General features: G+C 71.7%; 19 protein-coding genes. 11 read left to right on the top strand and 8 right to left on the bottom strand.

The window, feature by feature from the left end; genetic code table 11:
• Positions 1-6: 6 nt before the first annotated feature.
• The 6 genes from ACIO52_RS30970 to ACIO52_RS30945 all read left to right on the top strand — a co-directional run bounded on the left by ACIO52_RS30970 (position 7) and on the right by ACIO52_RS30945 (position 6,045).
• Positions 7-1,605 carry a serine/threonine-protein kinase gene (locus ACIO52_RS30970; RefSeq protein ID WP_316574056.1) on the top strand — a complete coding sequence of 533 codons (1,599 nt, stop codon included), beginning with the start codon at positions 7-9 and terminating at the stop codon, positions 1,603-1,605.
• Positions 1,606-1,769: 164 nt separating this feature from the next.
• Entirely contained in the window at positions 1,770-3,107 is a 1,338-nt protein-coding gene (hisD, locus tag ACIO52_RS30965) for a histidinol dehydrogenase (RefSeq protein ID WP_218717284.1), read from the top strand.
• Entirely contained in the window at positions 3,104-4,231 is a 1,128-nt protein-coding gene (locus ACIO52_RS30960; RefSeq protein WP_218717283.1) for a histidinol-phosphate transaminase, read from the top strand. Before hisD ends, ACIO52_RS30960 begins: the two co-directional genes overlap by 4 nt.
• A 17-nt stretch (positions 4,232-4,248) precedes the next feature.
• On the top strand, positions 4,249-4,863 hold the full coding sequence (hisB, locus tag ACIO52_RS30955; protein ID WP_030203827.1) for an imidazoleglycerol-phosphate dehydratase HisB: 615 nt from the start codon (positions 4,249-4,251) through the stop codon (positions 4,861-4,863).
• Positions 4,860-5,492 (top strand): imidazole glycerol phosphate synthase subunit HisH, encoded by a 633-nt coding sequence (gene hisH / locus ACIO52_RS30950; protein WP_218717282.1) that lies wholly within the window; start codon positions 4,860-4,862, stop codon positions 5,490-5,492. Before hisB ends, hisH begins: the two co-directional genes overlap by 4 nt.
• Positions 5,493-5,550: 58 nt before the next feature.
• The gene (locus ACIO52_RS30945) at positions 5,551-6,045 is read left to right on the top strand and encodes a nitroreductase family deazaflavin-dependent oxidoreductase (protein WP_218717281.1); all 495 of its coding nucleotides are present in this window, start codon (positions 5,551-5,553) and stop codon (positions 6,043-6,045) included.
• Positions 6,046-6,076: 31 nt separating this feature from the next.
• Here ACIO52_RS30945 and kstD read toward each other — a convergent pair whose 3' ends face one another.
• The 4 genes from kstD to ACIO52_RS30925 all read right to left on the bottom strand — a co-directional run bounded on the left by kstD (position 6,077) and on the right by ACIO52_RS30925 (position 11,464).
• Entirely contained in the window at positions 6,077-7,756 is a 1,680-nt protein-coding gene (gene kstD, locus ACIO52_RS30940) for a 3-oxosteroid 1-dehydrogenase (RefSeq protein ID WP_342802027.1), read from the bottom strand.
• Positions 7,757-7,786: 30 nt separating this feature from the next.
• Positions 7,787-8,380 carry a helix-turn-helix domain-containing protein gene (locus tag ACIO52_RS30935; protein ID WP_316574059.1) on the bottom strand — a complete coding sequence of 198 codons (594 nt, stop codon included), beginning with the start codon at positions 8,378-8,380 and terminating at the stop codon, positions 7,787-7,789.
• 157 nt (positions 8,381-8,537) lie between these two features.
• Complete coding sequence (locus tag ACIO52_RS30930; RefSeq protein ID WP_402648831.1) at positions 8,538-10,121, bottom strand: alpha/beta hydrolase; 1,584 nt, start codon at positions 10,119-10,121, stop codon at positions 8,538-8,540.
• Positions 10,122-10,201: 80 nt separating this feature from the next.
• Complete coding sequence (locus ACIO52_RS30925; RefSeq protein WP_402648828.1) at positions 10,202-11,464, bottom strand: DUF2786 domain-containing protein; 1,263 nt, start codon at positions 11,462-11,464, stop codon at positions 10,202-10,204.
• Positions 11,465-11,701: 237 nt separating this feature from the next.
• On the opposite strand from ACIO52_RS30925, the gene ACIO52_RS30920 reads away from it, so the two are divergent.
• The 5 genes from ACIO52_RS30920 to ACIO52_RS30900 all read left to right on the top strand — a co-directional run bounded on the left by ACIO52_RS30920 (position 11,702) and on the right by ACIO52_RS30900 (position 15,878).
• On the top strand, positions 11,702-12,304 hold the full coding sequence (locus ACIO52_RS30920) for a maleylpyruvate isomerase family mycothiol-dependent enzyme (RefSeq protein ID WP_255587157.1): 603 nt from the start codon (positions 11,702-11,704) through the stop codon (positions 12,302-12,304).
• Positions 12,305-12,380: 76 nt separating this feature from the next.
• Positions 12,381-13,112: a bifunctional 1-(5-phosphoribosyl)-5-((5-phosphoribosylamino)methylideneamino)imidazole-4-carboxamide isomerase/phosphoribosylanthranilate isomerase PriA gene (gene priA / locus ACIO52_RS30915; RefSeq protein WP_218716880.1), complete on the top strand. Its 732-nt coding sequence runs from the start codon at positions 12,381-12,383 to the stop codon at positions 13,110-13,112.
• Positions 13,113-13,120: 8 nt separating this feature from the next.
• Positions 13,121-13,942, top strand: coding sequence for an inositol monophosphatase (locus ACIO52_RS30910; RefSeq protein WP_316574062.1), 822 nt, complete (start codon positions 13,121-13,123; stop codon positions 13,940-13,942).
• Between the two features lie 5 nt (positions 13,943-13,947).
• Complete coding sequence (gene hisF, locus ACIO52_RS30905) at positions 13,948-14,763, top strand: imidazole glycerol phosphate synthase subunit HisF (RefSeq protein WP_218716878.1); 816 nt, start codon at positions 13,948-13,950, stop codon at positions 14,761-14,763.
• Between the two features lie 176 nt (positions 14,764-14,939).
• Positions 14,940-15,878, top strand: coding sequence for a TIGR03564 family F420-dependent LLM class oxidoreductase (locus ACIO52_RS30900; protein ID WP_402648823.1), 939 nt, complete (start codon positions 14,940-14,942; stop codon positions 15,876-15,878).
• 41 nt (positions 15,879-15,919) lie between these two features.
• Here the strand turns inward: ACIO52_RS30900 and ACIO52_RS30895 are convergent, their stop codons facing one another.
• From ACIO52_RS30895 to ACIO52_RS30880, 4 genes are all read right to left on the bottom strand, one after another.
• The gene (locus tag ACIO52_RS30895; RefSeq protein WP_218716876.1) at positions 15,920-17,077 is read right to left on the bottom strand and encodes an acyl-CoA dehydrogenase family protein; all 1,158 of its coding nucleotides are present in this window, start codon (positions 17,075-17,077) and stop codon (positions 15,920-15,922) included.
• An 85-nt stretch (positions 17,078-17,162) separates the two neighbouring features.
• Complete coding sequence (locus ACIO52_RS30890) at positions 17,163-17,912, bottom strand: hypothetical protein (RefSeq protein WP_402648819.1); 750 nt, start codon at positions 17,910-17,912, stop codon at positions 17,163-17,165.
• A 66-nt stretch (positions 17,913-17,978) separates the two neighbouring features.
• Positions 17,979-19,229 carry an ABC transporter substrate-binding protein gene (locus ACIO52_RS30885; RefSeq protein ID WP_218716874.1) on the bottom strand — a complete coding sequence of 417 codons (1,251 nt, stop codon included), beginning with the start codon at positions 19,227-19,229 and terminating at the stop codon, positions 17,979-17,981.
• On the bottom strand, positions 19,219-20,193 hold the full coding sequence (locus tag ACIO52_RS30880; RefSeq protein WP_308248382.1) for a branched-chain amino acid ABC transporter permease: 975 nt from the start codon (positions 20,191-20,193) through the stop codon (positions 19,219-19,221). The genes ACIO52_RS30885 and ACIO52_RS30880 overlap by 11 nt, the downstream gene beginning before the upstream one ends.
• Positions 20,194-20,218 lie beyond the last annotated feature (25 nt).

Here is a 20,218-nt window from a genome sequence, read left to right as displayed (position 1 = left end):
ATATCCATGGTCAATACGCGGGATGTCACAATTTCGAGAAGGTTCGGAGTAGGCGCCATCGATACCGGTCAGAAGATCGCGGAGCATTACCGCCTGGTCGAGCGTATTGGTAGCGGCGGCACAGGCGTTGTATGGCGCGCTGTCGACGAACGCCTCCAACGCTCCGTGGCTGTGAAGCAGATCCACATCAAGCCCAGCCTGCCCGAGGGTGAGCGGGATGTCCTGCGTCAGCGTGCGATTCGGGAAGCCCGCAACGCGGCACGCTTCCAGCATCCCAATGCCATCGTGGTCTTCGACATCACCGAGCACAACGGTGATCCGTGCCTGGTGATGGAGTACCTCAAGTCCGTCAGCCTGGCTGCCGAATTAGGGCAGAAGGGTCCGCTGCCGCTGACCGAGGTCGCCCGCATCGGCGAACAGGTGGCGTCCTCGCTGATCGCCGCCCACCAGGCGGGCCTGGTGCACCGGGACGTGAAACCGGGCAATATCCTGCTCGGCGACCACGGTGAGGTGAAGATCACCGACTTCGGCATCTCCCGCGCCGCCGGTGACGTCACCCTCACCGAGACCGGTCTCATCTGCGGTACCGCCGCCTACCTGGCGCCCGAGGTCGCGCGCGGCTCCGATCCGACGCCGGCCGCCGACGTGTTCGCGCTCGGCGCCACCCTGTTCCACGCGCTCGAGGGCGAGCCGCCCTACGGCGCCAACGCCAACCCGCTCGCGGTGCTCTACGCCGCGGCCAACGGCCAGGTGCGCGAGCCGCGCAACGCGGGCCCGGCGACCGACTTCCTGCTCGACCTGCTCAGCCCGGACCCGCTGGACCGGCCGACGATGACCGAGGCCCGCGACGCGCTGGCCGCGTTCGCCGACGCCGACGCGGTGCCCGCCGGGTTCGTTCCCGCCAGCGAGGCCTACGGCCGCCGCAATTCCGCGGCCGCGACCCAGGTCATCCGGCAGTCCGGCAACCGGACCTCGCACGCGGGCGCGTCCACCGCGACCACCCGGCAGATCCGGTCGAATCCGCGTCCGCCCGCGCGCCACGACACGGCCGCGCACCCGCCGACCGCGGCCCAGCCCGCGCCGCTGCCGCGCAAGCAGGCGGGCAAGGGCCGTGCGGTGCTGATCGGTTCCGGTGTCGGCGCGGTGGTCGCCGCGATCGCCGTCGCGGTCAGCGCCCTGAACAGCTCGGACTCGAATTCCCCGCAGGTGCAGGCGAATCCGTCGACCTCGGTGCAGGCCTCGGCCGGTCCGGCGTCGAGCAGCGCGGCTCCGGTCGCGCTCGGACAGACCGCCAACGTCGGCACCGTCGACATCGGCTCGGCCGGCCTGCTGGTGGAGAACTTCTTCAGCAATCCGGCCGGTTCCTGGTCGCTGCTGACCCCGGCCGCGCAGAAGGTCTACGGCAGTGAGACCGCGTTCCGGGAGTACTGGAACGACCGCACCGTCGACACCTTCGCCAGCATCACCGCGGTCAAGGGCAACAACGCCGACGGCTCGACCGACATGCGCCTGGCCAGCATCACCATCAACGGCCAGACCAAGGCGATGGTCATGCGCGTGGTCAACTCCGGCGGCAGTCTGCGCATCGACGGCGACACCCGCTGACATCGGCGCGGTTCGCCCCGCGAACGACGAAGTGAGCACGGACCCGGCGGGGGTGACCCCGCCGGGTCCGTCGTCTTCGGCGGGATCTGCCGGAAATGCGGTGGCGGGCGACCGATAGGCTGGTACCTGACCTGAGCCCAGCACAGACAGGACTGCACCCCGATATGACTCCCCGCATCGAGCTCGCCCGCGTCGATCTGCGCGGTCGTACTCCTTCCGCTGCCGAGCTGCGCACCGCGCTGCCGCGCGGAGGAGTCGACGTGGACTCGGTGCTGCATCATGTGCGGCCGGTCGTCGAGGACATCCGCGACCGGGGCGCCGAGGCCGCGCTGGACTACAGCGAGAAGTTCGACGGTGTGCGCCCGGACGTGGTGCGCGTGCCCGTCGCGAAACTGGCCGAGGCGCTCGCGGAGCTGGATCCGGCCGTGCGGGCCGCGCTCGAGGTCGCGATCGAGCGGACCAGGAAGGTGCACGCCGATCAGCGCCGCACCGACACCGTCACCGAGGTGGTGCCCGGCGGCACCGTCACCGAGAAGTGGGTGCCGGTCGAGCGGGTCGGGCTGTACGTGCCCGGCGGCAATGCCGTCTACCCCTCCTCGGTCGTGATGAACGTCGTCCCGGCGCAGGCCGCGGGCGTGGAGTCGCTGGTGGTGGCCTCGCCGCCGCAGGCCCAGTTCGGCGGTCTGCCGCACCCGACGATCCTGGCGGCCGCCGCGCTGCTCGGCGTCGACGAGGTGTGGGCGGTCGGCGGCGCGCAGGCCGTGGCGCTGCTGTCCTACGGCGGCACCGACACCGACGGCGCCGCACTGGCGCCGGTCGACCTGATCACCGGGCCCGGCAACATCTACGTCACCGCCGCCAAGCGGCTGTGCCGCGGCCTGGTCGGCATCGATGCCGAGGCGGGCCCCACCGAGATCGCGGTCCTGGCCGACGCCACCGCCGACCCGGTGCACGTGGCCGCCGACCTGATCAGCCAGGCCGAGCACGATGTGCTGGCCGCCAGCGTGCTGGTCACCGACTCGGTGGCACTGGCCGACGCGGTCGACGCCGCCCTCAACGCCCAGCTCACCGTCGTCAAGCACGACGCCCGCGTGCGGGAAGCGCTGAGCGGCAAGCAGTCCGGGATCGTCCTCGTCGACGACATCACCCAGGGCCTGCGCGTCGTCGACGCCTACGCGGCCGAGCACCTCGAGATCCAGACCGCCGACGCCGCCGCCGTCGCCGCGCGGGTGCGCAGCGCCGGCGCGATCTTCGTCGGGCCGTGGGCGCCGGTCAGCCTGGGCGACTACTGCGCGGGCTCCAACCACGTGCTGCCCACCGCGGGCTGCGCGCGGCACTCCTCGGGACTGAGCGTGCAGACCTTCCTGCGTGGCATCCACATCGTGGAGTACACCGAGGCGGCGCTGAAGGACGTCGCCGGGCACGTCGTCGCCCTGGCCAACGCCGAGGATCTGCCCGCGCACGGGCAGGCCGTGCAGGCGCGTTTCGAGGCCCTGTCGTGAGCACTCCGACCGTGCCCGGCGCCTCGGCGACCCTGGATCAGCTGCCGCTGCGCGACAACCTGCGCGGCAAATCGCCTTACGGCGCACCGCAATTGACCGTGCCGGTGCAGCTCAACACCAACGAGAACCCGCATCCGCCGAGCACGGCGCTGATCGACGACGTCGCCGAATCGGTGCGCGCGGCCGCCGCCGACCTGCACCGGTACCCGGACCGCGACGCCGTCGCCCTGCGCGCCGACCTCGCCGCCTACCTGACCCGCCAGACCGGCGTCCCCGTCGACGCCGCGAACGTGTGGGCGGCCAACGGCTCCAACGAGATCCTGCAGCAGCTGCTGCAGGCCTTCGGCGGACCCGGCCGCAGCGCACTGGGTTTCGTGCCCTCCTACTCGATGCACCCGATCATTTCCGAGGGCATCGACACCGAGTGGATCGAGGCCAAGCGCAGCGGCGACTTCTCCCTCGACATCGACTACGCCGTCGCCCAGATCGCCGAACGCCGACCCGACGTGGTGTTCGTGACCAGCCCGAACAACCCGACCGGGCACAGCATCCCGATCGACGAGCTCGAGCGGATCCTCGACGCGGCGCCCGGCATCGTCGTCGTGGACGAGGCGTACGGCGAATTCTCGGCGGCGCCGAGCGCGATCACGCTGATCGACCGGTTCCCGACCAAGCTGGTGGTCACCCGCACCATGAGCAAGGCCTTCGCCTTCGCGGGCGGTCGCCTGGGCTACCTGGCCGCCTCGCCCGCCGTGATCGACGCGATCCTGCTGGTCCGGCTGCCGTATCACCTGTCGGTGGTCACCCAGGCCGCCGCCCGCGCGGCCCTGCGCCACGCCGACGAAACCCTCGGCAGCGTGGCGGAATTGGCCGCCCAGCGCGACCGGGTCGCCGCCGCGCTGACCGCGCAGGGTTTCGCGGTGATCCCCAGCGACGCCAACTTCATCCTGTTCGGCCGGTTCACCGACGCCGCGCGCGCCTGGCAGCACTACCTCGACGCCGGGGTGCTCATCCGCGACGTCGGCATCCCCGGCTACCTGCGCGCCACCGTCGGTCTCGCCGCGGAGAACGACGAGTTCCTGCGGGTGAGCGCCGACATCGCGGCCACCGACCTGACCCACTGAACGCTGGAGGCAACGAGATGAGCAGAACAGCGCGGGTGGAGCGCGTCACCAAGGAATCGTCGATCCTGGTGGAACTGAACCTCGACGGCACCGGGCAGACCGAGATCTCCACCGGTGTCCCGTTCTACGACCACATGCTGACCGCGCTGGGCCAGCACGGCGGGTTCGACCTCGTGGTGCGGGCCGAGGGCGACATCGAGATCGAGGCGCACCACACGGTCGAGGACACCGCGATCGTGTTCGGCCAGGCGCTGGGCAAGGCCCTGGGCGACAAGAAGGGCATCCGCCGCTTCGGCGACGCGTTCATCCCGATGGACGAGACCCTCGCGCACGCCGCCGTCGACGTGTCGGGGCGGCCGTACTGTGTGTTCACCGGCGAGCCGGAACACCTGGTGCACACCATCATTCCCAGCGCGGGGCCCGGCGCGTCGTATTCGACGGTGCTCAACAAGCACGTCTTCGAGTCGATCGCGCAGAACGCGCGGATCGCGCTGCACGTGCGGGTGCTCTACGGCCGCGACCAGCACCACATCACCGAGGCCGAGTTCAAGGCTGTCGCCAGGGCACTGCGGGCCGCCGTCGAGATCGACCCGCGGGTGAGCGGCGTCCCGTCCACGAAAGGCGTGCTGTGAGTGCGAAGGTCGTCCTGCTCGATTACGGCTCCGGCAATCTGCACTCCGCCGAGCGCGCGCTGGTGCGCGCGGGCGCGCAGGTGGAGGTGACGGCCGATCCGCAGGCCGCGCTGGCCGCCGACGGGCTGGTCGTCCCCGGGGTCGGCGCGTACGCGGCGTGCATGGCCGGGCTGCGCGGGGTGCGCGGTGAGCGCATCATCGGCCAGCGGCTGGCCGGTGGTCGTCCGGTACTCGGGATCTGTGTGGGGATGCAGATCCTGTTCGATCGCGGCGTGGAGTTCGGCGTGGAGACCGAGGGTTGTGGCGAATGGCCGGGCACGGTCGCTCGCCTCGACGCGCCGGTCCTGCCGCACATGGGCTGGAACACGGTGAAGGCCCCCGCCGACAGCACCCTGTTCGCCGGGCTCGACGCCGACACCCGCTTCTACTTCGTCCATTCCTACGCGGCCCAGCAGTGGGAACTGCCGGAGAACGAGCACATCGCGCCCCCGAAGCTGACCTGGGCCGAACACGGCGTTCCGTTCCTGGCCGCCGTCGAGAACGGTGCCCTCTCGGCCACCCAGTTCCATCCGGAGAAGTCCGGCGACGCGGGCGCCCAGCTGCTGCGCAACTGGCTCGGGTCGCTGTAGTCGGAGGTCGACGCCCCTTGGAACCATACACACTGGGGTCGGTGTGTATGGTCGTTGGATGACCGCAGTACCGCCGCGCCCGAAACACCTCGACTCCCCGCGTCTGCCCACGATCTTCAAGATCATGGGCAAGACCCAGGTGTGGGTCTACCGACGCACCGGTGGTCGGATCGGCGGGAAATGGCGGGTCGGCGCGGGGTTCCGCAAGCCGGTCCCGACATTGCTGCTCGACCACCGCGGCCGCAAGTCCGGCGTCGAGTACACCACGCCGCTGCTCTACCTCCTCGACGGCGCCGACGTCATCGTCGTCGCCTCTCAGGGCGGACTGCCCAAACACCCGCAGTGGTACCACAATCTGCGCGCCACCCCCGATACCCACGTCCAGATCGGCCGGGACCGTCGCCCGGTCCGCGCCAGAACCGCCGACCCGCGGGAACGCGCCCGGCTGTGGCCCCTGCTCGTCGATGCCTACGCCGACTTCGAGCACTACCAGGCCTGGACCGACCGCGAAATCCCCGTCGTCGTCCTCGAGCCGCGCGAGCCCACCCGCTGAACGGGCGGGTGGGTCGCCGGTCCGCCGCCGATCAGGCGGTGGCGGCGTGGACCGCGGCGAGATGGCCGAAGACGATCGCGGGACCGATGGTCGCCCCGGGGCCTGCGTAGGTGTGTCCCATGACCGGCGCACTGGTGTTGCCCGCGGCGTAGAGGCCGTCGATGGTGGTGCCGTCGGTGCGCAGGACGCGGCCGTGCGTGTCGGTGCGCAGGCCGCCCTTGGTGCCGAGATCGCCGGGAACGAGCCGGGCGGCGTAGTAGGGGCCGGTGTCGAGGGCGCCGAGGTTGGGGTTCGGGCGTTGGCGGGGGTCGCCGTAGTAGCGGTCGTAGGCGCTGGTGCCGCGGCCGAAGTCCGCGTCGACGCCGGTGCGGGCGAAGTGGTTGAACCGGGTGATCGTGGCGGACAGGCTGGCGGCCGGTACCCCGATCTTGTCCGCGAGTGCGCCGACGGTGTCTGCGCGCGTGAGGATGCCGGCATCGAACCAGCGCCGGGGCAGAGGCGCGCGCGGGGGAAGGCCGGCGAAGAGATAGCGGTTGCGGTAGCGCTGGTCGAAGATCAGCCACGCGGGCAGATTCTCGGCCGCGCCCTCGCCGCGGCCGTGCCGGCCGCCGTACATGCGATGGGTGGCTTCGACATAGGGCAGGGATTCGTTCATGAACCGCTCCGCGCGGTCGTTGACGATGAGACTGCCGGGAAGATTGCGTTCGGAGACGCAGAAGAACGGCGTGCGAGGTAGCGGGATCGACGGGCCCCACCAGGCGTCGTCCATGAAGGCGGTGGCCGCGCCGATCGTCTGACCGGCGCGGATGCCGTCCCCGGTGTTGGCGGCCGCGCCCACGGTCCAGTCGGTGCCGATAGGCTCGCGCTGGTATCGCGCGCGCATCGTGGCGTTGTGCTCGAAACCGCCGCAGGCCAGAATCACCCCGCGCCGCGCGCTGATCACCCGCTCGGCGCCGTCGCGGCGGACGACGGCCCCGACGACGCGGTCATCGGCCACGGCCAGTTCGACCAGGGCGGTATCCAGCAACAGCGGCACTCCGGCGTCACGCATCCCCAGGCGCAGCATCGCGCTCAGTGCCTGGCCACGGGCGAGAAGATGCCGCCCGCGCAGCGCGCCGCCGAGCCAGCGAGCCCCGATCCTGGCCGCCCGCAACGGGCTGCGCGGATTGCGCAGCCCCAGATGGATCTGCCGGAAGTCGGCCTGGGTCAGCACGACATTGCGGGGGGCCCGCAGATAGTCGGGCTCCATGGTGGCCAGCTCGTCACCGAGACCGCGTGCGTCGAAAGGCTTCGGTTCGACCGATCGGCCACCGGCTCGACCGCCGGGTGCTTCGGGGTAGTAGTCGCTGTAGCCGGGAACCCAGCGCATCGCCAAGGGCGCGTGGCGGGCCAGGAATTCGAAGGCCGCGGGCCCGCGATCGAGGTAGGTGTCGATCATCTCCGGTGCGACGTCCGCCCCGACGATGTCGGCGAGGTAGGCGCGGGCGTCGTCGATGTCGTCGGGCGAGGACCGTCGGCCCAGCGCCGCGTTGCCCGGAATCCACACCCCGCCGCCGGAGCGGGCTGTCGAACCGCCCCAGCGGCTCGCCTTCTCGACCATCACGACCGTCAGGCCGTGGTGGGCCGCGGTGATCGCGGCAGCCATGCCCGCCGCGCCCGATCCGACGACCACGACATCCACCGTCTCGGGAATCACGCTGTCCTGCTGCATTGTTGCCTCTTCTGTCCGATACGGCGGGGGTCAGCGCGGGGTTCGCCAGCGGTCGTCGAGCACCGCGGCCACCGCCGCTTCGACACAGACCGGTAGCGAGGCCGAGGGGTTGTGCGCGCTACGCAACCACTGGAGATAGCCGAACTCGGCGGCCGCGAGCATCAGGTGCACCAGCAGCCCGGGGCGGCTGTCGGTGATCGGGTCGGTGTCCATCCGCTGCGCGGCCAGCTCGACCAGTCGCGCCCGATGATCCGGCGGGATCAGCGCGACGCGGTCGAGCAGATGCGGCGCGGTGGCGAAGGCGGCGCGCCACTGCTCCAGCTCCTCGGTGCCCAACGCGGTCGAGCGGTCCAGGATCGCTCGGGCCAGTGCGGTATCCGCCGGTTCCGCCTCGGGGCGGCCCTCGAGCAGGGCGGCGATCCCGGCGCCTCCCTCCCGCACCGGGTCGAGCAGCAGATCCTCCTTGCTGCGCACGTGCCGGAAATAGGTACTCGGCGAGATCCCCGCCGCCGCCGCGATCTGCTCGGTGGTCACCTCGTCGAATCCGGACCGCGCGAACAACGCGAACGCCGCGTGCTGGATCTCGGCCCGCACCTGCCGCCGCTGCCTCTCCCGCAAGGACACCCCACACCTCCGTGCTCGCCTGACTGTTCCGTCTGTCGACAGTATCTAGCTAAGTGACAGAGACTGTCAAGTAGATTGCTGGTGTCGATCGAGCGCGTGGGCTAGAAATCGCCTTCGCCGCACGGAGTCCGGGCGGCCGGGGGTCTCGGCGACCGCGTCATCCGGTGAACGGCACCAGGCCGGCCGTGCAGGTGGTGCCCGGTTCCGGGAGTCGCAGCTCGATGAGATAGCGCCGGGTGAGGTCGGTGACGCAGTCGCCGGCCGGTTCGTGGCCGTAGCCGTCGGTCACCACGACCAACCGCGCCTCGCCCATGGCTTCGGCGGCGTGCTGGGCGGCGGTGAGCGGGGTGGCCGGGTCGAAACGGTTGTTGAACAGCAGCGGGGGAACGGCGGCTCGTTGGGTCCACGGGCCGGTGTAGCGCTGGGGGTAGCCGTCGGCGGGGGCGGGCCAGGTGGCGCACGGCTGCCGGAGGTAGAGCCAGAACGGGCCGTAGACCGGCGCGCTGTCGGCGGATTCGGCGGCGAATTCGGGCCAGCGCTGCGGTTGCCGGGGAAGGGAATTGTCGGCGCAGGAGATGGCGACGAAGGAATCCAGGAAGTCGCCCGTCGATCCGATCGCGCTCAGGACCTGGTGCACCACAGCGGGATTCCCGGCGGGGCCGCGCTCGAACTCGGCCAGCAGTGCTGCCAGCGCGGGCCAGCCCTGGGCCGCGTCGTACAGCAGCATGGCGTGGGCTCCGACGACCTCGCTGTAGGTCACCGACACGGTCGTCGGTCCCTGACCGACGTGCAGGCCCGTCGTCTTCGCCCGGTCGAGCAGGGCGGTGTCGCGGGCGCGCAGCTCGGCCGCCGACGACGCGCCCGTGGCGAAGGCGCAGCGTTGCGGCCCGGCCGCCGCGCACAGGCGCAGGAATTCGCCGAGCACCTCCTCGGTGCCGAGCGCGGTCGCCTCGATGCCGGCGCGGGTGTCGGTGGTGTAGGAGACGGGGTCGAGGATCGAGGAGAGTTGCAGGGCGCGAACACGGTCGGCGAACAGGGCGCCGTAGACAGTGCCCAGGTAGCCGGCGTAGGAACCGCCCTGGTAGGTCAGGCGCTGGTCGCCGACCGCGCGGCGGAGAAGATCGAGGTCGCGGGCGGCGTCCACGGTGGTCAGGTGAGCGATCAGCGCGCCGTCGTGGCGCAGGCACCCTTGCGCGAGTCGCCGGCTCGCGTCCTCGGTGGCGCTCTGCTGCAAGGCGTCGACCGGCGGCAGGGCCAGGGTGCGCCAGAACTCTCGCTGCGCACCGGAATCCGGGAAGCAGCGCACCGCGGAACTGCGTCCCACCCCGCGCTGGTCGAAGGTGACGACATCGAATCGCCTGCTCAGCTCGCCGGGGAACAGCTCACCTTTCGCCGCCCACGCCAGGCCCGAGCCGCCGGGTCCGCCCGCCGCGGTGAACAGGGTGCCGATGCGGTGCGCCGGGTCGCGCGCGGGCTGGCGCACCACCGCGAGTTCCAGGTGCTGTCCCGTGCGATCGGCGTAGTCCAGCGGCACCGCCACCCGGGCGCACTCGCTGCCCCGCAGCGGTTCCTCCGCGCACGGCGCCCAGTCGATCCTGGGTGTCGGCACGGCATCGGCCTGCGCCACCAGCTCGGCGACCGTGGCGGCCGAGTGGTTCGGCCGCTCGGCGGCGACGCAGCCGCCGAGGACGGTCGCCAGCGCGATCAGGACACCGCAGACGATCGATTTCGGAGTGACCATACCGATCATCTTCACGAGGTGGTGGGCGCGCTGTCGTCACCCGTTCGACGGAGGCGAAACCCTGATACCGCCCCGGTCGATCAGGGTCGGTGGTCGCCCAGCCGGGCGCGGTCGGCGGCCTCGGTGCCCGCGTCCCAGCCCTCGGCGCTGCGGATGGTGATGCCGCGGGCGCGGGTGGTGGGGAAATAGGTGGTGAAGGCTTGTTCGACGCGCAGGTCGTGGGAGGCCAGCAGCGGAAGCAAGGTGGTGGGGTCGGGGGACGCGGCGACGGTGGTGGCCGCGGCGGTGGTGAGGCGGTCGCCGATGCGGGTGGCGTAGGCGGTGAGGAAGGCCTTGCGATAGGCGCGCGAACGGGAGTCGGCCGCGGCCGACGGGGTGTCGATCATGGCCCGGGTGGCCTGCACGAGCAGGGAGGTCGACAGCAGTTCCACGGCGTCGAGGTCGGGGTCCTCGCCGACGACGGTGACGAAGTCCCAGTCGGCGACGAAGATCGCCCGGCACCGGTTGGCCCGGGCCACCAGGTCGATGAGCAGGGCCTTGGCCTCGGTGTAAGGGGTGTCGAGCCAGAGGCGACGCGCGCCGGGGAGGTCGCTGTCGACGGTGGGAGTCTCCAGCAGCACACGGTCGATCGCGTACTTGGTCATCAGTTCCTGGGCCTTGGCCGAGAGGGTTTCGGCCTCCTCGGGGAAGGCGGTGGACTCGGCCTTGGCGAGCAGGCCGCGAACCCGGCCGAGCGCCTTGGCGTCCACGTCGTGCTGCGCGGTCCGGTGCCGGCGCGCGGTGCCGGGCAGCGGCCGGATCGGCTCGAGTTTCGGCAGTCGCAGCAGGAGCCCGAGCGCTGCGACGACTGTGGTCACCGCTTCGGCGCCGGTGAGCAGCGCGCGGTCGGCCCAGGCGGTCAGGTGCGGTGGGGTCCACCAGACGGTGGCGCCGAGTTCGTCGAGTTGGGCCTGCCAGATCTCGTCCACGGTGTCGTCGGCGAACCGGGCGCGGTGATCGGCCATCAGATCGGTCAGATAGCCGACCGCGAATTCGTCGAGGCGACGGCGCGCGGCCTGGTGCACGTCCCCCGGCAGCCAGCCGAAGTCGAAGGCGTGGGCGATGATGCGGCGACCCGCCGACTCGACACCCGCCGCCACCTCCGGGCGCACCGGACCCGTGCCGGCCAGCTGCGCGACGAACCGCCGCACCCCGGCGGCGTCGCCCTGGGCCGCCGCCCCGGCGGCCGTGGCGATCGCCTCGGCGAGCCGCGCCGGGTCGGCCAGTGTTTCGGCGTCGAGCACCGGTCCGGTGGTCGGCCCGGCCCGGCGTCCGGTGCGGCGTCGCCGATTCTGTTTGCCCACGGTGTTCGGGCGTCCTCTCCTCGGTGGCGCCGGTCGGCGGCGCGCGATCACGATGCGGCCGACCGGCGGCCATCGTCCCATTGTCCAGGCGTCGCGCCGGGCGGGTGACCACGGGCCGCGCCCCGGTGTGCCCGTCGATTGCGGGGCCGTCGGGAGACAGACCCGTCGGAATGTATTTCGCTGTCGTGCACCGGAATCGGGGGCTGCGACGCCGGAGGGCGACCTACAGTGATGGGCATGAGCTATCGGGGGATGCTGGCCGCGGAACGGGCCGAGCTGATCGAACTCCTACGTGGACTGACCGAGCGGGAGTGGGAGACACCGTCGCTGTGCGCGGGGTGGCGGGTGCGCGACGTGGTCGGCCATCTGCTCACCGACACGCTCGGTCCCCTCGACTACGCGGCCGCCGCGGCGCGCAATCGCGGCTCGGTCGATCGGATCAACAACGCGCTCGCCGCGTCGTTCGCCGAACTGCCGACCGCGCAGCTGGTGCACATGTTCGAGCACGAGTCGGGTCGGCTGTCGCGGTTCTCGCCGCGGCTCATGCTCTCGGACCTGCTGGTGCATCAGCAAGACATCCGGCGGCCACTGCGCCGACCGCGCGTCATCGCCCCCGATCGGCTGATCGCGGTGCTGTCCTACCCGGACCCGTTCGCGTTCCCGGGCAAGCGGACCAAGGGCCTGCGTTTCATCGCCACCGACGTGGACTGGGCCTGGGGCGACGGACCCGAGGTACGCGGCCCCGGCGAGGCCATCGCCCTGGCCGTGGTCGGCCGCGCCGCCGTCCTCGACGAGCTCACCGGCGGTGGCGTCCCCGAACTCCGGCGCCGTTGCGGCTGAACCCGCGACGTGACACGGGCCTCAGGGGCGTGGACCGGTGCGGAGATCGACAGTCCGGACCTACTAGTCTGATCCCGTGAGTCTTGTGCTGTTGCCCGCCGTCGATGTCGCCAATGGGGAGGCCGTGCGCCTCGTGCAGGGAGAGGCCGGTAGCGAAACCAGCTACGGGTCGCCCCGGGACGCGGCACTGGCGTGGCAGCAGGCAGGCGCCGAGTGGGTGCATCTGGTGGATCTGGACGCCGCCTTCGGCAAGGGGAGCAACCGGGACCTGATCGCCCAGGTCGTCGGGGAACTCGATGTCAAGGTCGAGCTGTCCGGCGGCATCCGCGACGACGCCTCCCTGGAAGCGGCGCTGGCCACCGGGTGCGCGCGGGTCAATATCGGCACCGCCGCGATCGAGAACCCGCAGTGGTGCGCGCGGGTACTGGGCGAGTACGGCGACCGGATCGCGGTCGGGCTCGACGTCAAGCAGATCGACGGGGAATGGCGGCTGCGCGGTCGCGGCTGGGTCACCGACGGCGGCGACCTGTGGGAGGCGCTCGAACGCCTCGAACGCGACGGCTGCGCGCGCTATGTCGTGACCGACGTCTCCAAGGACGGCACGCTGACCGGCCCCAACCTGGAACTGCTGAGCGAGGTCGCCAACGCCGCCGAGGCCCCGGTCGTCGCCTCCGGCGGCATCTCGGTGCTCGACGACCTGGTCGCCATCGCGGGCCTGGCCGAGGAGGGCGTGGAGGGCGCGATCATCGGCAAGGCGCTGTACGCGGGCCGGTTCACCCTGCCCGAGGCCCTGGCCGCGGTGCGCTGACACCGACGATGACCGCCGCACCGAGCACCGCCGAACTGACCGACCTGCTGGCCATCGCCACCCAGGTACTGGATGGGGTCGTCCCGCGTTTCGTCGAGGGCATCGGTGCGCCGAGCGCGGTCACCAAGGGCCGCAACGACTTCGCCACCGAACTCGATCTCGAGCTGGAGCGCACCATCTCCGCCGACCTCCAGCAGCGCACCGGGATCGCGGTGCACGGCGAGGAATTCGGCGGCCCGGCGCTCACCTCCGGCACGGCCTGGGTGCTCGACCCGATCGATGGCACCTTCAACTATTCCTCCGGCCACCCCATGTCGGGCACCCTGCTGGCGCTCGTCCACGAGGGCGAACCGGTGATCGGCCTGACCTGGCTGCCGCTGCTCGGCCGCCGGTACGCGGCGATCCAGGGCGGCCCGGTGTACCTCGACGGCGTCGCGCTGCCGCCGCTGCAACCCGGCAAGCTGGCCGAGGCGATGATCGGTTTCGGCGCGTTCAACGTGGACTCGGCCGGGCGTATCCCCGGTCAGTTCCGGTTCGACCTGCTCGGTGCGCTGAGCAGGCTCTCCTCGCGGGTCCGCATGCACGGCGCCACCGGCATCGACCTGGCGTTCACCGCCTCCGGCGCGCTCGGCGGCGCGGTCGTGTTCGGGCACCATCCGTGGGACAACGCGGCCGGTGTCGCGCTGGTGCGTTCCGCGGGCGGCGTGGTCACCGATCTGGCGGGCGCGCCGTGGACGATCACCTCGGGCTCGGTGCTGGCCGCCGCCCCCGGCGTCCACGAGGAACTCCTGGAAATGATTTGCACGGTCAGCGAAGAGGAACGAGGCTGAACACCATGACACCGCGCACCGACGAACGGCCGGACACCGCGGCGCCGAGCACGCTGGCCGTCCGGGTGATCCCGTGCCTGGATGTCGACGCGGGCCGGGTGGTCAAGGGCGTCAACTTCCAGAACCTGCGCGACGCGGGCGACCCGGTGGAACTGGCCGCCACCTACGACGCCCAGGGCGCCGACGAGCTCACCTTCCTCGACGTCACCGCCTCCACCGGTGATCGCGGCACCATGCTCGACGTGGTGACCCGCACCGCCGAGCAGATCTTCATCCCGCTCACCGTCGGCGGCGGCGTGCGCACCGTCGCCGACGTCGACCGGCTGCTGCGCGCCGGCGCGGACAAGGTGTCGGTGAACACCGCCGCCATCGCCCGCCCCGAGGTGCTCTCGGAGATGTCGCAGCGGTTCGGTTCGCAGTGCATCGTGCTCTCCGTCGACGCGCGCACCGTGCCCGACGGTCAGCCCGACACCCCCTCCGGCTGGGAGGTCACCACCCACGGCGGCAAGCGCGGCACCGGCATCGATGCGGTCGAATGGGCCATCCGCGGCGCCGAACTGGGCGTCGGCGAGATCCTGCTGAACTCGATGGACGCCGACGGCACCAAGGCCGGCTTCGACCTGCCGATGATCGCCGCGGTCCGGGCCGCGGTGCGGGTGCCGGTCATCGCCAGCGGCGGCGCGGGCGCGGTCGCGCACTTCCCGCCCGCCGTGCACGCGGGGGCCGACGCGGTACTGGCCGCGAGCGTGTTCCACTTCGGCGATCTCACCATCGGCCAGGTCAAGGACGCCATGCGCGCGGACGGGATCACCGTCCGCTGAGATCGTGTCCGCGCGCGGGTGACCGGTCGGGATCGCGGTTCGCCGAGGTCGCGGCCGCGCGCGGGGCGCCCGGTCCGAACCGCGTGCGGCGAGGACGTGACCGCGCGCTCGGGTGCAGTGGAAATCGGCGTGCGCTGAATGCGATGAAATCCGTTGCCGCGCGGGTTGATCCTCGGATGAGCATCGGAATCGCGTTGTCCCCGTTCGCCCTCGACCATTCCGCCAATGCCGTCGACGCGGCCGTCGACCTGGGGCGCAGCGCCGCCGCGGCCGGACTGAGTTCGGTGTGGCTCGGCCAGACCTTCTCGCACGACTCGCTGCTGGTGGCGGCGGTGATCGGCCGCGAGGTCCCGGGGATCGAGGTCGGCACCTCGGTGGTGCCGGTGCCGGGCAGGCATCCGCTGCTGGTGGCGAGTCAGGCGCAGACCGCGCAGGCGGCCACCGGCGGACGGTTCACCCTCGGCCTGGGTCTGGGCGCCCGCGCGCTGTCCGAGCGCGCGTTCGGCGGCCCGTTCGATCGTCCGGCGACGCGGCTGCGCGAATTCCTCACCGCGCTGCGCTCGATCCTCGACACCGGCGCGGTCGACTTCCGGGGCGAGACCCTGACCGCGGCCACGCCGATGCCCGCCGCCGTCGCGGGCGCCACCCCCACCGTGCCGGTGCTGGTCGCGGCGATGGGACCGCGGGCGCTGTCGGCCACCGGCGAACTGGCCGACGGCACCCTGCCGTTCCTGGTCGGGCCCGAGGCGCTGGCCGAGCACATCGTCGCGCCGCTGACGGCCGCGGCGGCGAGCGCGGGCAGGCCGCGGCCGCGCGTGGTCGTCCTGGTCCCCGGCGTGGTCACTGCGGATGCGGCCGCCGCCCGTGCCGCCGCCGAGGCGAAAACCGCCTTCTACGACAGCATTCCGTCGTATCGCCGGGTAATCGAGCTGTCCGGCGCGCGGCGGGCCGCCGAGCTGGTGGTGTACGGCGACGAGGAGATCGTCGCCGCGCGGGTGGCCGACTATTTCGCGGCGGGCGCGACCGAGGTGGTGTTCTCGCAGACCGACCTGACCACGCCCGAGGACCAGCAGCGCACCTGGCGACTGCTCGGCGAGCTCAACCGGGCGCGCTGACCAACCGCGGCGGTGGCCGAATCGCCCCGGACAGCGGCCGGCTACAGGCCCATGCCGGTGGCGATGATCGTGCGCAGGACGTCGCTGGTGCCGCCCTGCAGGCGATCGATGCGGTGGTCGGCGTAGAGCCGGGCGATCGGGGAATCGGTGAGATAGCCCGCGCCGCCGTGCAATTGGAGGCACCGGTCGATCACCCGGCCCGCGGTCTCGGTGGCGAACAGTTTCGCCGACGCGGCGTGCGCGTCGCCGAGCTCGCCGCGATCGTGCGCCGCCAGCGCGCGATCGACGACCGCCTCGACGGCGTCGACCTCGGTCTGGCAGGCGGCCAGCTCGAATTTCGTGTTCTGGAAGGCCGACAGGGGCTGGGTGAAGGCGATGCGCTCGGCGGTGTGCTTGCGCGCGAAGCGGACCGCGGCCTTGGCCTGGGCGTAGGCGCCGACGGCGATGCCGAGACGCTCCCTGGGCAGTTGCCCGGCGAGATGGGCGACGGCCTGGTGCGGCGCGCCGAGCACGTCGGCCGCGGGCACCCGCACATCGGTGAAGGTGAGTTCGGCGGTGCCGCTGAGCTTGCGGCCCAGCGTGTCGAGCCTGCGCCCCACCCGGAACCCGGTCGCGGCGGTGTCGACGACCAGCAGCGACAGACCGTGCGCGGGGTCGTCGGGGCGGGGCGCCGCGGTGCGCGCGCAGACGATCACCCGGTCGGCGTGCACACCACCGGCGACGTAGGTCTTCGAGCCGTTCACCACGTAGGTGGACCCGTCGACCGACAGCGGCGCGGTGGTGCGCATGCCCGCGGGCTCGGAGCCGGTGCCCGGTTCGGCCACCGCCAGCGCGAACATGGTGTCGCCGGTGACGATGCCCGGCAACCACCGCGCCTGCTGCGCCGGTGTGGCCAGCGCGGTCACCAGCGGCAGACACCGGGTGACATGGACGCTCGCCCCGCCGAACGAGACCGCCGCCCTGGCGATCTCCTCCGCCAGCACGGTGCGGAAGCCGAACGAGGTACGCCCGGCCCCGCCGAACCGGACCGGCGCCTCCAGCCCGAAGACGCCGAGTTCGCCCAGCCGGTAATAGAACTCGCGCGGGACCTGGCCGTCGTCGTACCACTTGCCGAAGCTGGGCACGACCTCGGCGTCGATGAACGCGCGCATCGACGCCCGGAACGCGGCGTGCTCGGCATCGAGAACTGTCCTGTGCATACGGGATTCCTAACCGGCCTGCGAACGGCCACGAGCCGGCCCGCCCGAGCGTGGATCGGGCGGACCGGCGAAGCGGTGGGACGGACTACTTCGCGGGGGCGGGCACCGCGGGATCCTTGCAGTACGCGCCGAGCTCGGGCGGGCACGGCGCGGTGATCGTCGAGAAGTACTGGTAGGCCGAGAACAGCGCCAGCGGGCCGCCGACCGTGATCAGCCCGACCATGGTGCCGACCGCGCCGAGGGTGGCCGCCCCGAGCACACACCCGGCGACGGTCGCGCCGACCCACGGCACCAGCAGCACGATCACCGGGCTGGCGATGGTCGCCCCGGCCGCGCCACCCACCAGGCAGCCGACCCCGCCGCCGATCACCGCGCCGACGATCGCGGCCACCGCGCCACCGATGCCGACCCGCTGACTGAACGCGCCGAGGGCCGCCTGGTCACGCGGGGTGAACGACTCGGCCACCTGCTTGACCGCGGCGTCCGTGCTGACCAGCTCGGTCGCCGCGGCCACCGGCGTGGCGCCCTCGCGCGAGGGGGTCAGGGTGGCCTTGCCGCCGTCGATGGTGGCGGCGATCGGGAACAGCTTGTCGTCCATCCGGTAGGACAGCGGCAGCGCGGCGACCGGCACGTCGGCGCCGGTGGTGAGCACCAGCTGATCGCCGACGATCTGTAGCTTGCCGTCGGTGGTGGTGACGACGGCGGCGTCGCCCTGCCTGCTGACCTCGTAGTGCACATCGGTCTGCGACGCCGGGTCGGCGTGGCCGGTGCCCGTGCCGACGCACAGGGCCAGCGCCGTCAGGGCGGCGGTCGCGAGGGTGGTGGACATCTTCATCGGTGATCCTCATCGATCGGGGGTGTACTTCGGGGGTTTCGCGGCGAACCGCGGAACGTTGGGGGGCTACTTTCCGGTGTCGATCAGGCCGTCGGTGAGCGACCAGTGGGTGCCCGCGAAGGTCTGGATGCCGACGGCTTCGAGCGGATAGCCGTCGCTCGCACCGGTTTTCATGCTGATGCCGGGCAGCAGCAGGTCCACGCCGACGTTGTCGAGGGAGCGCATCGCCTCGCGCAGGCCCTCGCGGGTCGGGCACGTCGCCGACTCGAACGTCTTGCGGAAGCTCTCGGCCATCGCCCAACCGGCCATCGCGTGCTGGTTCTCCGGGTCGGCGCCGGGCGCGTACTGGGCCAGCTTGGTCTTGTAGGTCTGCATGCCCGCGTCCTGGGTCCAGCGCGGGTCGGCCGGGTCCTTGAGGAAGGCGGCGCTGACCGCGCCCTGCACGTTCTCCAAGCCGACCGGCCGCAGGGTGGCCATGGTGTTCGACACCTGGGTGAGCACGTGCAGCGGATTCCAGTCGGTGTTGCGCACGTCGGCGGCCAGTGCCTGCGAGGCGAACTTCGGCGTCGAGAAGTTCAGCAGCACATCGGCTTTCGAGTTCGCCAGGTTGCGGACCTGCGGGTCGACGGTGGGGTCGGTGACCTCGAAGCTCTGCTGGGCGACCACCTTCACGCCGCTGCCCGCGACGCCCTCGGTGAACGCGGCGAGCAAATCCTTGCCGAAGTCGTCGTTCTGGTAGAGCACGGCCACGGTCGCGGTCGGGCGCTGGGTCTTGACGTACTGGGCGTAGGCCAATCCCTCGGTGCGGTAGCTGGGCTGCCAGCCGATCGTCCACGGGTGCTCGGCGTCGGCGCCGAACTTGGTCGCGCCGGTGGCCACGAAGACCTGCGGTACCTTGCGCTGACCGAGGTAGTCCCACACCGCCGACGAGGTCGCGGTGCCCAGGGTCTGGAAGACCGCGAACACCTGATCCTGCTCGACCAGCCTGCGGGTCTCCTCGACCGTCTTGGGCGGCTGGTAGCCGTCGTCGCGCACCAGGTACTCGACCTTGCGTCCGGCGATCCCGCCCTGCTCGGCGTTGACGTAGTCGAAGTAGGCCTTGATGCCCTTGGGCACCTCGCTGTAGGCCGAGGCCGGGCCCGACAGCGGGTACACCCCGCCCAGCTTGAGGGTGGTGTCGGTGATGCCGACGGTCTGCTGGCCCCGGCAGTCGCCGACGGCGGTGGAGCCGGTCTCCTCGCCGCGGCCGCCGCACGCGGTGAGCGTCGCGAGCAGCGCCGCCGCCACCCCGAGGGCGTGGATCGCCTTAGTGCGCATGTGTTCTCCCTTTCCGAACCAGATGTCCGAGCCGTTGCGCCAGCCGGCCGGTGAGTCCGGCCAGGCCCGTGGGCGCGAGGTACATGACCGCGATGATCAGCAGTCCGAAGATGACGCCGGGCGCCGCCTGATTGACGTCCTGGGCGAAGCTGGGCACGAACATCACGAACAACCCGCCGAGCACCGGGCCCCAGGTGGTGCCGAGTCCGCCGACGACCAGGCCGGCCAGCAGCGTCACCGACAGGGTCAGCGCGAACGAGTCGGGGGAGACGAAGGCGATGACCCACGTGTAGACCGCGCCCGCGACTCCGGCGAGCAGGGCGCTCCAGGCGAAGGCGAGGGTCTTGTAGTGGGCCAGGTTCACCCCGAGCACCTCGGCGGCGATCTCGTTGTCGCGCACCGCGTGCAGCGCGCGGCCGACCCGTGAGCGCAGCATCCCGGCGACCAGCACGAAGGCGATCACGGTGGTCGCCAGCGCCAGGAAGTACAGCCACTGGTCCTCGGCCAGCCCGGTCCACGTGGGCGGCACCGGCTTGTCCACGGTCAGACCCATCGAACCGCCGGTCAGGCCGTCGAACCGCTTGAGCAGCGGGACCAGGAAGATCGCGATCGCGAGGGTGACCAGCGCCAGATACAGTCCGCGCAGCCGCAGCGCCGGGATGCCGAGCGCGAAACCGAGGACGAAGGTCACCGCCGCCGCGAGCGGGACGGTCGCGAAATACGGCAGGTCCCAGCGCTGCATCGCCACCGCGGCGGTGTAGGCGCCGACCGCGAAGAACGCGCCGTGCCCCAGCGAGATCTGGCCGGTGTGACCGACCAGCAGGTTCAACCCGAGCAGGGTGACCGCGTAGACCATGGCCATGGCCAGCTGGAAGGTGTGGAATGGCACCAGCTGGAAGGGCGCCGCGCAGGCCAGTAGAACGACGGCCGCGGTGGCGATCAGTGGCCAACGGAGGCGACTCACGACCGAAGTCGCCGGTGGCGCAACA

The organism is Nocardia sp. NPDC087230 (assembly GCF_044744725.1).
Classification (GTDB): domain Bacteria; phylum Actinomycetota; class Actinomycetes; order Mycobacteriales; family Mycobacteriaceae; genus Nocardia; species Nocardia canadensis.
This window is presented reverse-complemented; position numbering and strand designations above follow the sequence as displayed.